This window comes from Rhizobium sp. KNZ2-6A (assembly GCF_056755475.1).
This window is the reverse complement of the sequence record NZ_JBNDIC010000014.1, coordinates 56,610-69,596: the sequence shown is the minus strand read 5'-3', so window position 1 is coordinate 69,596 and position 12,987 is coordinate 56,610. Positions and strand designations below refer to the sequence as shown.

Here is a 12,987-nt window from a genome sequence, read left to right as displayed (position 1 = left end):
AGGAGGCTTCCGGCCTCATTGTTGCGGGATTTGGCCGGGCGGCGTGTCGCCGGAGACAGGCCCGGAGACGAACCCAGAGACAGGCAGTGCGTCCGTTTCCGCTGTTGCATCGGCAGCTTTGGCGCCAAAGGTGGCGGCGCGGGCCGATGCGACCGATGGTGCTGCCACTATCGCCTGGCAGGCCTTGGGCAGATCGGAAACCATGACCTCGCGCGGCTTGACCGGGGGTTTCGTGCTCGGCTTCGGTTTTGCCCAGGGCTCGGGACCGAACCACCAGGCGAGCGGCTTGTCGCAGCCGTCACCGGCGGCGACCGGCGCCTGCGGCGTGCAGCCGACCGAACCGGCCGGGCAGCGGATGCGGATGTGGAAATGCGAGTCATGCCCATATTCCGGCCGCAGCTTGCCGAGATTGGTGCGGTCGCCCGTCCAGGTCTCGCACATCTTCTTCTTGATCGCGGGGTTGACGAAGATGCGCTCGACTTCGGGATAGCTCGCCGCCCGCATGAGCAGACGGGCATGCGCCGGCGTCCAGACCTTGTCGTTGATCGTCAGGAACTTGTCCTTGGCGAGCATGGTGGTGAAGGGCAGGGCTTCGCGCTCTTCCGTCGTCATCTTGCGCCGTGGCATAGGCGTCAGCCAGACGTCGGCATCAAGACCGATCTGATGCGAGGCATGGCCATTGAACATCGGGCCGCCGCGCGGCTGCGAGATGTCGCCGACGAGCAGGCCCGGCCAGCCGTCATTCTTGGCCGCATCGCGCGACAGGCGCTCCAAGAGGCCGATCATCTCAGGCCGGCCCCAGCGACGATTGCGCGACAGGCGCATGGTCTGCCAGGTCGGGCCGTCGGCGGGCAGCGCAACCGCGCCGCCAAGGCAACCCTTGGCATAAAAACCGATCGACTGCGGCGAACCTTGCGTCGGCAGCGTCACGGCTCCGAAGACGGCCTTGGCGCTGCCGGGCGAGGGGGGAGCCTGCTGCGCCAGCGTGTCGCCGGCGATAAGACCCTTTCCAATCATGATCGCGAAAGAGAGTTTGCCGATTGTTGGAAGGGAGCGAGCCAGAAACGAAATCATGCATATCCTTGAAAGGCGGTCGGCATCATCCGAAGTGATTTTGGCCGAAGTGATTTGCGGCGAGATTATCCTGAAAAGGGATGGAAGTTAATCCGCGGCAATCGCTAGAGTATCTCCGCTTTTCTTCGAATCGCGAAAACACTCTATCGTCTTGTTTTTTCGCATTCCGGACGGAAAGCCGCTGTGCACTTTTCCTGGAAATGCTCCAGGGGCCGACGAGCGACCGCCTTCTCATGGCTGCATTATGGCTTCGGCTGATCAGTTCGCCAGAATTTCCGCCGTCTTGCGGATGCGCGACAGCCGCGGCAGCACCTTCGTGCAAGCGAAATCCTGCATCTCCTGCGAGAGGGTCGTCACCGCATCTTCGGCGACGATCACGGCATAATTTGCCGCATAGCCGTCTCGCACGGTTGCTTCCACGCCGAAATTGGTGGCGACGCCTGTTAAGATCAGTGTCTTGATGCCGCGGCGGCGAAGCTGCAGATCGAGCTCCGTGCCGTAGAAGGCGCTCCACTGGCGCTTGACGATGGCCACGTCAGGCGTCAATGCCGCCATCTCGGCAGGTGCTTCCAAAGCGGCCGGCGGCAAACCTCCTGGGGGAAGCGTGAAGGTTTCGTCAGTCGACTGATTGACAGCGTCGGCATAGTTTGAGGAAAATCCGACCGTTACGAAGACGGTCGTTCCGCCATCGGCTTTCAGCTTGTTTGCGATCGCGACCGTATTGGCAATAATCTGCTGGGCAGGATAGGGCGCGAGCGGAAGGCTGAGAACGAGGCCTTGCAGGTCGATGGAAACGAGAGCGGTGGTCTTGGGATCGTAGAGTGGCATCTGGGGGCTCCGAGAAAAACATGAGGATATCCTCACAATGGAAAATATGAGGGTAACCTCACAAAAATCAAGTGAAAAATTGAAGACGCGCACGCCGAAGCGGCAGCGCGGTCATGATCGCGTCGTCATTCTGCTTGAGGCGGCCGCAAAAGTTTTCGCGCGCAAGGGCTATGACGCGGCGACGATGACGGAGATTGCCGCCGAGGCGAATTCTTCCATCGGCTCGCTCTATCAGTTCTTTCCGACCAAGCCCCTGCTTGCCGAGGCCCTGCATATCGAACGCCTGGAGCGATTGAAGGCTGGGCTTCGGGACGTCGCGGAAAGCAGCGCCGGCCTCTCGGCAGCCGATTGCGGCGAGGCAATTTTCGACGCGCTCGGTGTTTTCATGGAGAAGTATCCAGAACTTTCGGTGCTTGCCGGCCGCCGCGATATTCCCAAGGAGCGCAAGGCACGCTCACGGGCAGAGCTGAGGGAACTGATTGCGGGTGTCCTGCGGCAGGCCGAGCCGTCGATATCGGACGATGTTGCGCTGATGTCGGGCATCGTGCTCGAACTGCTGCGCATCGTCGTCACCGTCGCCACTGAGCCTGATGCTGCCGAGGATCGACGCGTTGTCGGCGAATTGCGCCTGATGCTGCGCCGACGCCTTGAAGAAGCCGCCTCCAAAACCTGATTTCGCCAATGGCCGATCGGTTGCGTGGCGAAGAGAAGAGCAATTGCGTCCTGCATTTTGCCCTCATTTGCCTTATGCTGATTCTCGGAAAAGCATCAGGAGATCATGAATGGCATCGACACGATTGAAAGCAGGCTTGGTTGTTTCCCTTATTTGCCTGCTGGCATTGCCCGTGTCCTCGAAAGCCGAAGAGCCGCAATTTCGCATCGGCACGGCCATTCTCGGCGATCTCAAATACCAGCCCGGCTTCAAGCACTTCGATTATGTCAATCCGGATGCGCCGAAGGGCGGCGAGGTGAAGCTGTCGAGCAACGGCACGTTCGATACTTTGAATCCGGTATTGTTTAAGGGCAATCCCGCCGAAGGAACGGGGCTGGTTTACGACACCCTTCTGAAGAAGGCCGATGACGAGGCCAATTCCTCATATGGTCTGCTTGCCGAAGGCGTCTCCTATCCTGACGACGTTTCCAGCGCGGTCTTCCGGTTGCGTGCCGAGGCGAAATGGGCCGACGGCACGCCTGTGACGCCTGAGGACGTCATCTTCAGCTTCGAGAAAACCAAAGAACTCAATCCGACGGCGACGAGCTACTATGCCCACGTCGTCGGCGCAGAAAAGACAGGCGAACGCGAGGTTACCTTCCGTTTCGATGAGAAAGATAATCGCGAGCTACCCTCTATCCTCGGCCAGCTTACCATCGTGCCGAAACATTGGTGGGAAGGCAAAGGGCCTGATGGCAAGCCGCGCGATATTTCCAGTACCACGCTTGAACCTGTGATGGGATCCGGTCCCTACAAGATCGCGTCGGTGCAGCCGGGCGCTTCGATCCGCTACGAGCTGCGCGACGACTATTGGGGCAAGGACCTGCCGGTCAATGTCGGTGAGAACAATTTCAAGTCGATCTCCTACACCTATTTCGCCGACTACGATGTCGCTTTCGAGGCGTTTCGCGGTGGGGCCATCGACTATTGGCAGGATAATTCGACAAGCCATTGGGTGACCGGATATGATTTTCCAGCGGCCAAGGACGGCCGCATCAAGCGCGAGGAACTTCCCAACACGCTACGCTCGGTCGGCATCATGCAAGCGCTCGTTCCCAATATGCGGCGCGAACAGTTCAAGGATCAGCGTGTCCGGGAGGCGCTGAACTATGTCTATGATTTCGAGGAGTTGAACCGGACGCTTTCCTTCGGAAAATTGACGCGCGTCGATAGCTTCTTCTTCGGTACGACATTCGCTTCTTCCGGCCTGCCGCAGGGCCAGGAACTTGATGTGCTGAACAGCGTCAAGGATAAGGTGCCTGCAGAGGTTTTCACCACGCCGTATGCCAATCCTGTCGGTGGCGATCCGCAGAAGGCGCGCGACAATTTCCGCAAGGCGATCGCTCTATTTAAGGACGCGGGCTGGGTCCTCAAGGGCAACAAGATGGTGAATGCACAGACCGGCCAGCCGTTTACGCTGGAGTTGCTGCTCGGCAGCGCCTCGCAGGAACGCTCAGTGCTGCCCTATGTGCAGAACCTGAAGCGCATCGGCATCGATGCCAGTATCCGGACAGTTGATACGTCGCAATATATCAACCGCATTCGCAGCTTCGATTACGACATGATCTGGGTCGTGTGGGGAGAGACACTCAATCCTGGCAACGAGCAGGCCGATTTCTGGGGCTCAGCTTCCGTCAGCCGCCAGGGATCCCGCAACTATGCAGGCATAGCCGACCCCGGCATCGACGCGCTCATCCAGAAGGTAATCTTCGCGAAGGACGTGGCCGAGAAGGAAGCGACGGTGAAGGCGCTCGACCGCGTGCTGCTCGCGCATCACTATGTTCTGCCGACCTTCTATGGAACGACGACCCGGATAGCCTACTGGGACAAGTTCGAGCATCTGCCCGAGCTGCCTTATTACTCCATCGGCTTCCCCGAAGTCTGGTGGTCGAAAAGCGCCGGAAAGTGAGCCTCTCTTGCAATAAGGGGCTCGCTGGCTCCAAATGCTCGAGGCTGATTCGGATAGTTTCAAGCAGACAATGACTGCGCCGGTCTGCGTCCGGCGGAAGGGAATGTGATTTGATCGAGAGACGGATTGAGGCAAGGCGGACGATATCCCCCTTCGAGGGAGCGGCCGGCTGATGGGCGCCTATATCCTGAGACGCCTCCTGCTGATGATCCCGACCATTGTCGGCATCATGGCCATTTCCTTCACCATCGTGCAGTTTGCGCCGGGCGGCCCCGTCGAGCAGGTCATCGCGCAGCTGACGGGTCAGGGCGATAATGCCAACGGTCGCCTGTCCGGCGGCGCCGACATGTCGGCACAGCAATCTTTCGACGACAGCAGCTCGAAATATCGCGGCGCGCAGGGGCTCGATCCGGAACTGATCGCCAAGCTCGACAAGCAGTTCGGCTTCGACAAACCGCCGCTCGAGCGTTTCGGCCAGATGATGTGGAATTATATCCGTTTCGACTTCGGCGAGAGCTTCTTCCGCAACACCACGGTCATCGATCTTATCGGCCAGAAGCTGCCGGTATCGATCTCGCTCGGCATCTGGATCCTGATCTTCTCCTATGCCATTTCCATCCCGCTCGGCATCCGCAAGGCAGTGCAGGACGGATCGACCTTCGACGTCTGGACGTCGGGCATCATCATCATCGGCTACGCGGTCCCGAGCTTCCTGTTCGGCATCATGCTGATCGTGCTCTTTGCCGGCGGCTCCTTCTTCGACTGGTTCCCGCTGCGTGGCCTCGTCTCTGACAACTTCGCCGACCTCACCTGGTGGCAGAAGATCCTCGATTATCTCTGGCACCTGGTGCTGCCGCTGATCTCGCTGTCGCTCGCCGCCTTCGCCACCACGACGCTGCTCACCAAAAATTCCTTTATCGAAGAGATCAAGAAGCAATATGTCATCACCGCCCGCGCCAAGGGCTTGAGCGAACGGCGCGTGCTCTATGGCCATGTCTTCCGCAATGCCATGCTGATCGTCATTGCCGGCTTTCCCGGCGCCTTCATCTCCGCCTTCTTCACCGGCTCGCTGCTGATCGAAAATATCTTCTCGCTCGATGGCCTGGGGCGCTTGAGCTATCTCTCCGTCGTCCAGCGCGATTATCCGGTAGTGTTTGCCACCCTCTTCATCTTCTCGCTGCTCGGCCTCGTCGTCAGCCTCGTCTCCGACCTCATCTACACCTGGATCGATCCGCGCATCGATTTCGAGCGGAGGGACGTGTGATGGATGCAGCCAATCAGCAGACGCTTCCGGCAACGGTGAAGCCGCCGCGCAAGGGGCTGTTCTCGCCGACCAATGTGCGCCGCTGGGAGAATTTCAAGGCGAACCGCCGCGGCTACTGGTCTCTCTGGATCTTTCTGGTCCTGTTCGTCCTCAGCCTCGGTGCCGAGTTCATCGTCAATGACCGGCCGATCCTCATCTCCTACAAGGGTGAAATCCTGACGCCGGTCTTCGTCGATTATCCAGAAGAGAAATTCGGCGGCTTCCTGGCGCAGACGGATTATCGCGCCCAGGATATCCAGGACGAGATCAATGCCAATGGCTGGATGATCTGGCCGCCGATCCACTATTCCTATCAGACCGCCAATTCCAACCTGCCCAAGGGCCTGTCGGCGCCGACCCCGCCATTCTGGGCGATGAGCAAGGAGCAGCGCTGCTCCGGCTATGCGGCCGGCGCTGCCGATCCCAACTGCAATTGGCGCAATTTCAACTGGCTCGGCACCGATGACCAGGCGCGTGACGTGCTTTCCCGCCTGATCTACGGCTTCCGCATCTCCGTGCTGTTCGGCCTGGCGCTCACCATCTGCTCGGCCGTCGTCGGCGTCTGCGCCGGCGCGATACAGGGCTATTTCGGCGGCTGGACCGATCTTTTGATGCAGCGCTTCATCGAAATCTGGTCGTCCATGCCGGTGCTCTATATCCTGCTGATCATCGCATCCGTCCTGCCGCCCGGCTTCTTCATTCTGCTCGGCATATTGCTCCTGTTTTCCTGGGTGGGGCTTGTCGGCGTCGTGCGCGCCGAGTTTCTGCGGGCGCGCAATTTCGAATATGTGCGCGCCGCCCGCGCGCTCGGCGTCAACAACCGCACCATTATGTATCGCCACCTGCTGCCGAACGCGATGGTCGCGACCCTGACCTTCGTCCCCTTCATCCTGTCGGGCTCGATCTCCACCCTGACCTCGCTGGACTTCTTAGGGTTCGGCATGCCGCCCGGCTCGCCATCGCTGGGCGAGATGATCGCCCAGGGTAAATCCAACCTGCAGGCACCGTGGCTCGGGCTCTCGGCTTTCTTCACCATGTCGATCATGCTGTCGCTGCTGATCTTCATCGGCGAGGCCGTGCGCGACGCCTTCGATCCGAGGAAGACGTTCCGATGAGGAATGCTCGCAATTGGTCAGCGCACAAGATAAACTGCGGTCGGCGACGACAGGCAATGGATGGATGCGATGAATAAGGTGGTACTGGAACACTATCCGGCATCGAGGTTGCCGGACGATATTCGCGGCGATTTGCCCAAGGAGGCATTGGTACGCGTTGTGGTGGAGGCGGAAGAGAAGTCTGCCACCGACAGCCGTTCGCCATTTGCTTCGCTCTCTCCGAAAAGCGCGCCGTCCGCGAATCTCAAAGCTCTCCTGCGAGATCGCAAGGCGCACCCCGATAGATACGCCGGAAATGCCACGACTGAAGAGATTGTTGCCCGTATTCGCGAACTGCGCGATGAATGGGATGATAGATGACCGCACCACGGGGCATCTATTGGGACACGAATGTCGTTGTCGCGCTGATGGAGCAAAGCGGCATCATTCACGATCTTCTCTGGGCTATTTTAGAAGTGATCGAGAAGAAACCCGTCTATGTCTCCACCAGTGCGTTGACCTTTGCCGAATTGAAGGTCAAGCCGCTGCAGCAGCAGAATTTCGAGCTCTTGCGAACCTATGAAGAATGGTCGTCGTCGCGCTCATGGCTGGACATCTGGTCGATCACGCCGCCGATCCTTGATGGTGCGGCCTTGTTGCGGGCAACGCGTGCCGGCTTGAAATTGCCGGATGCGATCCACCTCGCAACCGCGCTTCATAGCCGTTGCACTCACTTCTTGACTGCGGACAAGGGGATCAGCGATGTCGCAGACCTTGTTCATCCTGTCTCGGGGCCTTTGGATATCACTCCCCTGACAATCCTCCGCCCCGATGAGCCCACTCTGGCATCTCTCCTGAAAAGCTTGGCCGAATGACCGAATCGCTACTCTCCGTCCGCAATCTGTCCGTCGCTTTTCACCAGGGCGGGCAGACATCGACCGCGGTCGATGGCGTTTCCTTCGATATCGCCAAGGGCGAAGTCTTGGCGCTGGTCGGGGAATCCGGCTCCGGCAAGTCGGTCTCGGCCAATTCGATCCTGAAGCTCTTGCCCTATCCCTCTGCCAGCCACCCTTCCGGCGAAATCCTGTTCAAGGGCAAGGACTTGCTGAAGGCATCCGACAACGGGCTGCGCGCCGTGCGTGGCAACGATATCACGATGATCTTCCAGGAGCCGATGACCTCGCTCAATCCGCTCCACTCGATTGAAAAGCAGATTAGCGAGATCCTGGCCTTGCATCAGGGCATGGTGGGCGAGGCTGCCCGCACCCGCACGCTGGAGCTTTTGAACCAGGTCGGCATCCGCGAGCCTGAGAAGCGTCTCAAGGCCTATCCGCATGAACTGTCCGGCGGCCAGCGCCAGCGCGTGATGATCGCCATGGCGCTTGCCAACCGTCCCGAACTGCTGATTGCCGACGAGCCGACGACGGCGCTCGACGTGACGGTGCAGGCACAGATCCTCGAACTGCTGCGCGATCTCAAGGGCACGCACGGCATGTCGATGCTGTTCATTACCCATGATCTCGGCATCGTCCGTAAATTCGCCGACCGGGTCTGCGTCATGACCAAGGGCAAGATCGTCGAGACCGGCGCGGTGGAAGAGGTTTTCACCAATCCGCAGCACGACTACACCCGCCATCTGCTGGCGGCGGAGCCGCGCGGCGAGCCGCCGGCGAGCGATGCGAACAAACCCGTCGTCATGGAAGGTAGCGATATTCGCGTCTGGTTCCCGATCAAGGCCGGCTTCATGCGCAAGGTCGTCGATCACGTGAAGGCGGTCGACGGCATCGATCTGAAGCTCCGCGCCGGCCAGACGCTCGGCGTCGTCGGCGAATCCGGCTCAGGCAAGACGACGCTCGGCCTCGCACTCGCCAGGCTTATTTCCTCTAAGGGCCGTGTCTCCTTCGTCGGCAAGGATATAGCCGGCTATTCATTCCGCGAGATGCGGCCGCTGCGCAACCAGCTGCAGGTGGTCTTCCAGGATCCTTATGGTTCGCTGAGCCCGCGCATGTCGGTCGGCGAGATCATTGCCGAGGGGCTCAAGGTGCATGAGCGGTCGCTTTCGGCCGATGAGCGCGACAAGCGGGTCTGCTGGGCGCTGGAGGAGGTGGGCCTCGACCCTTCCACCCGCTGGCGCTTCCCGCATGAATTTTCCGGCGGCCAGCGCCAGCGCATCGCTATTGCTCGCGCCATGGTCTTGAAGCCGCGTTTCGTCATGCTCGACGAGCCCACTTCGGCGCTCGACATGAGCGTGCAGGCGCAGGTTGTGGATTTGCTGCGCGACCTGCAGAAGAAGCACGATCTCGCCTATCTCTTCATCAGCCACGACCTGAAGGTGGTGAAGGCGCTCGCCAACGAGCTGATCGTCATGCGCTTCGGCAAGGTCGTCGAGCAGGGCGCCTCCGCCGATATTTTCCGGGCACCGAAAGAGGATTATACCAAGGCGCTTCTCGCCGCCGCATTCAACATCGAGGCGGTGCCGACTGCCGCGATTCAGCAATAGAGACCACCATCATGCCGGCCAAAAGCCCCGTTCTCGTCGACCTCAAATTCGATCCTGTGTCCGTTGCCAAGGCGCTTGAGGCGGCCTTTGCCGATCGCGGCAGCATCAATCTGGCCGATCCCGCCAACAAGGATGTGGACCTATCCCATGTCGATTATGCGCTTGTGTGGAAACCGGATGCCGATCTTTTCGAGCGCGCGCCCAATCTCAAGGTCATTTTCTCCGGCGGCGCCGGCGTGGATTCGATGATGTCGATTGCCGGCTTGCCTGATATCCCGATGGTTCGCTTCGTCGATCGCAGCCTCACGGTGCGCATGAGCGAATGGGCCGTCATGCAGTGCCTGATGCATCTGCGCGACGTGCAGGGGCACATGCGCAATCAGCGCCAGCACGTCTGGGCGCCGCAGCATGGTCCCGAAGCCGCTGACGTCACCGTTGGCGTCATGGGCCTCGGCGTTCTCGGTTGCGATGCCGCCGCGAAATTGAAAGTCATGGGCTTCAACGTCATCGGCTGGTCCCGCGGCAGGAAAGAGATCGATGGCATGGAAACCTTCGACGCCGCCGGGCTGGATGCGTTTCTGGCACGCACCGATATTCTGGTCGGTCTCCTGCCGCTGACGCCGGAAACGACCGGGATCTACAACACCTCGCTCTTCTCCAGGCTGCACCGCAATGGTCCGCTCGGCAAGCCGGTCTTCATCAATGCCGGCCGCGGCAAGAGCCAGGTGCAGGCCGATATCGCCTCGGCTGTTCGTACCGGCATTCTCGGCGGCGCCTCGCTTGATGTCTTCGCCGTCGAGCCGCTCTCGGCTGACGATCCGCTCTGGGGCCTGGAAAATGTCATCATCACGCCGCATGATTCCGCGGTGTCGGATGAAAAGGCGCTCATGCGCCATGTCGAGGAGCAGATCGCCCGCTTCGAACGCGGCGAACCGCTGCAGCATCTGGTGGATCGCGGCCGGGGTTACTAAGTCTGATAGGATGTGGAATTAAGATGCTTCGCTTCGATTGCCGGCAATCGAATGTGGCACATTGGCTCTGACATCAATTTTCTTTCAGTGACTGGACTTTCGCTCAACATTTTTTGATAACAAGGCGCCAGAGCAATTCTAGGAAAAGTGCGCAGCGGTTTTCCGTCCGGAATTGCGTGAAAGCAAAGAGATAGAGCGGCTCAGAAACTCCGTGAAGAGCTGAACCGCTCTAGATAAGCATGCCGGCATAGCCGCCGGCGAGAAGCATGACGTCCGTAGGGCAGGAGACGGGGCAGGAACGACATGACCAAGACGGATATCGCCACCCGCGTCTATAACCATACCTGGAAGCTCGATCCGATCGTCCGCAGCCTGATCGATACGGATTTCTATAAGCTTCTCATGCTGCAGATGATCTGGAAGCTCTATCCGGACGTCGATGCGACTTTCTCCCTGATCAATCGCACCAAGACCGTTCGCCTGGCCGAAGTGATCGACGAGAAGGAATTGCGCGAGCAGCTCGATCACGCCCGCACGCTGCGGCTCTCCAAGAAGGAAATGATCTGGCTCGCGGGTAACAGCTTCTATGGCCGCGCCCAGATCTTCGAACCGGAATTCCTCACATGGCTCTCGAATTTCCAACTGCCGGAATATGAGCTCTCGAAGCGCGACGGCCAGTATATTCTCGACTTCCACGGCTCGTGGAAGGAAACGACGATGTGGGAAATTCCCGCGCTCGCCATTATCAACGAACTGCGCTCGCGCACGGCGCTGAAGGCGCTCGGCCCCTTCACGCTCGATGTGCTCTATGCCCGCGCCAAGGCCAAGATGTGGGGAAAGGTGGAGCGGCTGAGGGAACTGCCTGAGCTCCGCATCTCCGATTTCGGCACCCGCCGCCGCCACAGCTTCCTTTGGCAGCGCTGGTGCGTCGAGGCGCTGAAGGAAGGAGTGCCCCACGCTTTCACCGGTACCAGCAATGTGCTGCTCGCCATGGACTCCGATCTCGAAGCCGTCGGCACCAATGCCCATGAATTGCCGATGGTCGCAGCCGCGCTCGCGAAAAACGATGAAGAGCTCGGCAAGGCGCCCTACAAGGTGCTGCGCGACTGGAACCGTCTTTATGGCGGCAACCTGCTTGTCGTCCTGCCCGACGCCTTCGGCACCGCCTCCTTCCTGCGCAATGCGCCGGAATGGGTGGCCGACTGGACCGGCTTCCGCCCCGACAGCGCCCCGCCCATCGAGGGTGGCGAGAAGATTATCGACTGGTGGAAGAAGATGGGCCGCGACCCGCGCCAGAAGCTGCTGATCTTTTCCGACGGGCTCGATGTCGATGCCATCATCGACACCTACAAGCATTTCGACGGCCGCGTGCGCATGAGCTTCGGCTGGGGCACCAACCTGACCAACGATTTCGCCGGCTGCGCGCCGACCGAACTCAAGGGCCTCAGCCCGATTTCGATCGTCTGCAAGGTGATCGAGGCGAATGGCCGCCCGGCCGTCAAGCTTTCGGACAATCCGCAGAAGGCAACCGGCGAGCCGGCGGAAGTCGAGCGCTATCTGAAGTTCTTCGGCGCGGAAGATCGCATCGATCAGGAAGTGCTGGTTTAGCTGCTCCGAGTAATTCGCCCTGTAGCTAATGACAGACCGCCGCTTCCATCCGGGCGATGCGCCTGAACAGCGTCCAGCGGCCATTTTCCCAGCGATACTGATCCGGCGAAATGACATAGGGCACGTCGCTGAGGTCGGCGCTGATCAACTCCAGCAGCTGCAGGCCCTGGGTGTCGTTCTCATGCGTGAAGAACACCTTGTCGCGTGACAGGAAGGCGGCGACCGGTGCCGCGCCGCCGGATTGCTCCTGCACCTGCGCCCAGAAATTCGGCAGGAAGGCGATGCTGGATTCGAACTGCCCGTCCACCTCGACATATTGGAACCGGCTGCGTTTGGCGATCTGAACGCCGGTCTTGGCGAGGAATTTCTGCAGGTTGGCCTGCGCCGTTTCGGCAAGCTCCCGGGCATCGATGCCCCAATCGTCCAGCGCGGTGGACATGACGTAGCTGACGGTGGTCTCGCCATTGACGACGAAAAGCTTGATTAGATTTTCCGCTTCGTCGAGATAGACGAATTGGGGCGGGCTGGGTTCGTCCTTGACGGCATGCATCATCTGCTGGCGGGCCACCTCGATGAAATCGCGTGTTTTCAGCACCGGCAGGACCTTGGCGAGCTCGCTGTTGTCCTCCATGGCTTCCGTCATATTGAGATAGTTGAGCAGCGCCTGCGCGCGGGCCGGCCCTTTCTTTTCGCGCAATGCCAGCAGCGCATTGCTGAGGAATTTCGTCATCGTATCGCCGTTGCGGCTATGCAGTGTCAGGCTGCCGGCTGAAGCGTCGTAATCGACGCGGATGAGATCGCCGAAGAATGGCAGGCGCTGCTGCAGATAGGCCGCAAAGGTTGCCTCATCCTGCAAGGCTACATCCGGAATGTTCAGATCGAGTGTTTTGACGGTCGTCGTGCCTTCGGGTTCGGGCCGTCTCTGCCCGCCGCGCGTGTCGGATCGACTGCCCTTACCGAAGAGCCTTTTCAGGAAATTGAACACGCA

Annotated in this window: 12 protein-coding genes; 9 read left to right on the top strand and 3 right to left on the bottom strand. The window is 60.0% G+C overall.

The window, feature by feature from the left end; translation table 11 throughout:
- Positions 1-15: 15 nt before the first annotated feature.
- Entirely contained in the window at positions 16-1,074 is a 1,059-nt protein-coding gene (mepA, locus tag ACPYOP_RS12305; protein WP_481410672.1) for a penicillin-insensitive murein endopeptidase, read from the bottom strand.
- A gap of 258 nt (positions 1,075-1,332) precedes the next feature.
- Positions 1,333-1,902: an isochorismatase family protein gene (locus ACPYOP_RS12300; protein WP_481410671.1), complete on the bottom strand. Its 570-nt coding sequence runs from the start codon at positions 1,900-1,902 to the stop codon at positions 1,333-1,335.
- 37 nt (positions 1,903-1,939) lie between these two features.
- Here ACPYOP_RS12300 and ACPYOP_RS12295 point away from each other — a divergent pair, with 37 nt between their 5' ends.
- The 9 genes from ACPYOP_RS12295 (at position 1,940) to pncB (ending at position 11,999) form a co-directional block, all read left to right on the top strand.
- Complete coding sequence (locus tag ACPYOP_RS12295) at positions 1,940-2,575, top strand: TetR/AcrR family transcriptional regulator (protein WP_481410670.1); 636 nt, start codon at positions 1,940-1,942, stop codon at positions 2,573-2,575.
- Positions 2,576-2,684: 109 nt separating this feature from the next.
- Positions 2,685-4,523, top strand: coding sequence for an extracellular solute-binding protein (locus tag ACPYOP_RS12290; RefSeq protein WP_481410669.1), 1,839 nt, complete (start codon positions 2,685-2,687; stop codon positions 4,521-4,523).
- 172 nt (positions 4,524-4,695) lie between these two features.
- Entirely contained in the window at positions 4,696-5,787 is a 1,092-nt protein-coding gene (locus ACPYOP_RS12285; RefSeq protein ID WP_481410668.1) for a microcin C ABC transporter permease YejB, read from the top strand.
- Positions 5,787-6,941 carry an ABC transporter permease gene (locus ACPYOP_RS12280; RefSeq protein ID WP_481410667.1) on the top strand — a complete coding sequence of 385 codons (1,155 nt, stop codon included), beginning with the start codon at positions 5,787-5,789 and terminating at the stop codon, positions 6,939-6,941. The genes ACPYOP_RS12285 and ACPYOP_RS12280 overlap by 1 nt, the downstream gene beginning before the upstream one ends.
- A 69-nt stretch (positions 6,942-7,010) precedes the next feature.
- Positions 7,011-7,301, top strand: a complete 291-nt coding sequence (locus ACPYOP_RS12275) for a hypothetical protein (RefSeq protein WP_481410666.1) — start codon at positions 7,011-7,013, stop codon at positions 7,299-7,301.
- On the top strand, positions 7,298-7,795 hold the full coding sequence (locus tag ACPYOP_RS12270; protein ID WP_481410665.1) for a type II toxin-antitoxin system VapC family toxin: 498 nt from the start codon (positions 7,298-7,300) through the stop codon (positions 7,793-7,795). The genes ACPYOP_RS12275 and ACPYOP_RS12270 overlap by 4 nt, the downstream gene beginning before the upstream one ends.
- A complete protein-coding gene (locus ACPYOP_RS12265; protein WP_481410664.1) occupies positions 7,792-9,420 on the top strand; it encodes an ABC transporter ATP-binding protein in 1,629 nt (542 codons plus the stop codon). Before ACPYOP_RS12270 ends, ACPYOP_RS12265 begins: the two co-directional genes overlap by 4 nt.
- Positions 9,421-9,431: 11 nt before the next feature.
- Entirely contained in the window at positions 9,432-10,391 is a 960-nt protein-coding gene (locus tag ACPYOP_RS12260) for a 2-hydroxyacid dehydrogenase (protein WP_481410663.1), read from the top strand.
- A gap of 303 nt (positions 10,392-10,694) precedes the next feature.
- On the top strand, positions 10,695-11,999 hold the full coding sequence (gene pncB, locus ACPYOP_RS12255) for a nicotinate phosphoribosyltransferase (protein ID WP_481410662.1): 1,305 nt from the start codon (positions 10,695-10,697) through the stop codon (positions 11,997-11,999).
- 25 nt (positions 12,000-12,024) lie between these two features.
- On the opposite strand, the gene ACPYOP_RS12250 is transcribed toward pncB, so the two are convergent.
- A complete protein-coding gene (locus ACPYOP_RS12250; protein ID WP_481410661.1) occupies positions 12,025-12,984 on the bottom strand; it encodes a DUF1444 domain-containing protein in 960 nt (319 codons plus the stop codon).
- Positions 12,985-12,987 lie beyond the last annotated feature (3 nt).

Bases quoted from the DNA above. Each gene is read 5' to 3' on its own strand.
- pncB (WP_481410662.1), top strand. From the start codon at position 10,695: ATGACCAAGACGGATATCGCCACCCGCGTCTATAACCATACCTGGAAG.
- ACPYOP_RS12295 (WP_481410670.1), top strand. From the start codon at position 1,940: ATGGAAAATATGAGGGTAACCTCACAAAAATCAAGTGAAAAATTGAAG.
- mepA (WP_481410672.1), bottom strand. From the start codon at position 1,074: ATGATTTCGTTTCTGGCTCGCTCCCTTCCAACAATCGGCAAACTCTCT.
- ACPYOP_RS12300 (WP_481410671.1), bottom strand. From the start codon at position 1,902: ATGCCACTCTACGATCCCAAGACCACCGCTCTCGTTTCCATCGACCTG.
- ACPYOP_RS12280 (WP_481410667.1), top strand. From the start codon at position 5,787: ATGGATGCAGCCAATCAGCAGACGCTTCCGGCAACGGTGAAGCCGCCG.
- ACPYOP_RS12290 (WP_481410669.1), top strand. From the start codon at position 2,685: ATGGCATCGACACGATTGAAAGCAGGCTTGGTTGTTTCCCTTATTTGC.
- ACPYOP_RS12270 (WP_481410665.1), top strand. From the start codon at position 7,298: ATGACCGCACCACGGGGCATCTATTGGGACACGAATGTCGTTGTCGCG.
- ACPYOP_RS12285 (WP_481410668.1), top strand. From the start codon at position 4,696: ATGGGCGCCTATATCCTGAGACGCCTCCTGCTGATGATCCCGACCATT.
- ACPYOP_RS12275 (WP_481410666.1), top strand. From the start codon at position 7,011: ATGAATAAGGTGGTACTGGAACACTATCCGGCATCGAGGTTGCCGGAC.
- ACPYOP_RS12265 (WP_481410664.1), top strand. From the start codon at position 7,792: ATGACCGAATCGCTACTCTCCGTCCGCAATCTGTCCGTCGCTTTTCAC.
- ACPYOP_RS12260 (WP_481410663.1), top strand. From the start codon at position 9,432: ATGCCGGCCAAAAGCCCCGTTCTCGTCGACCTCAAATTCGATCCTGTG.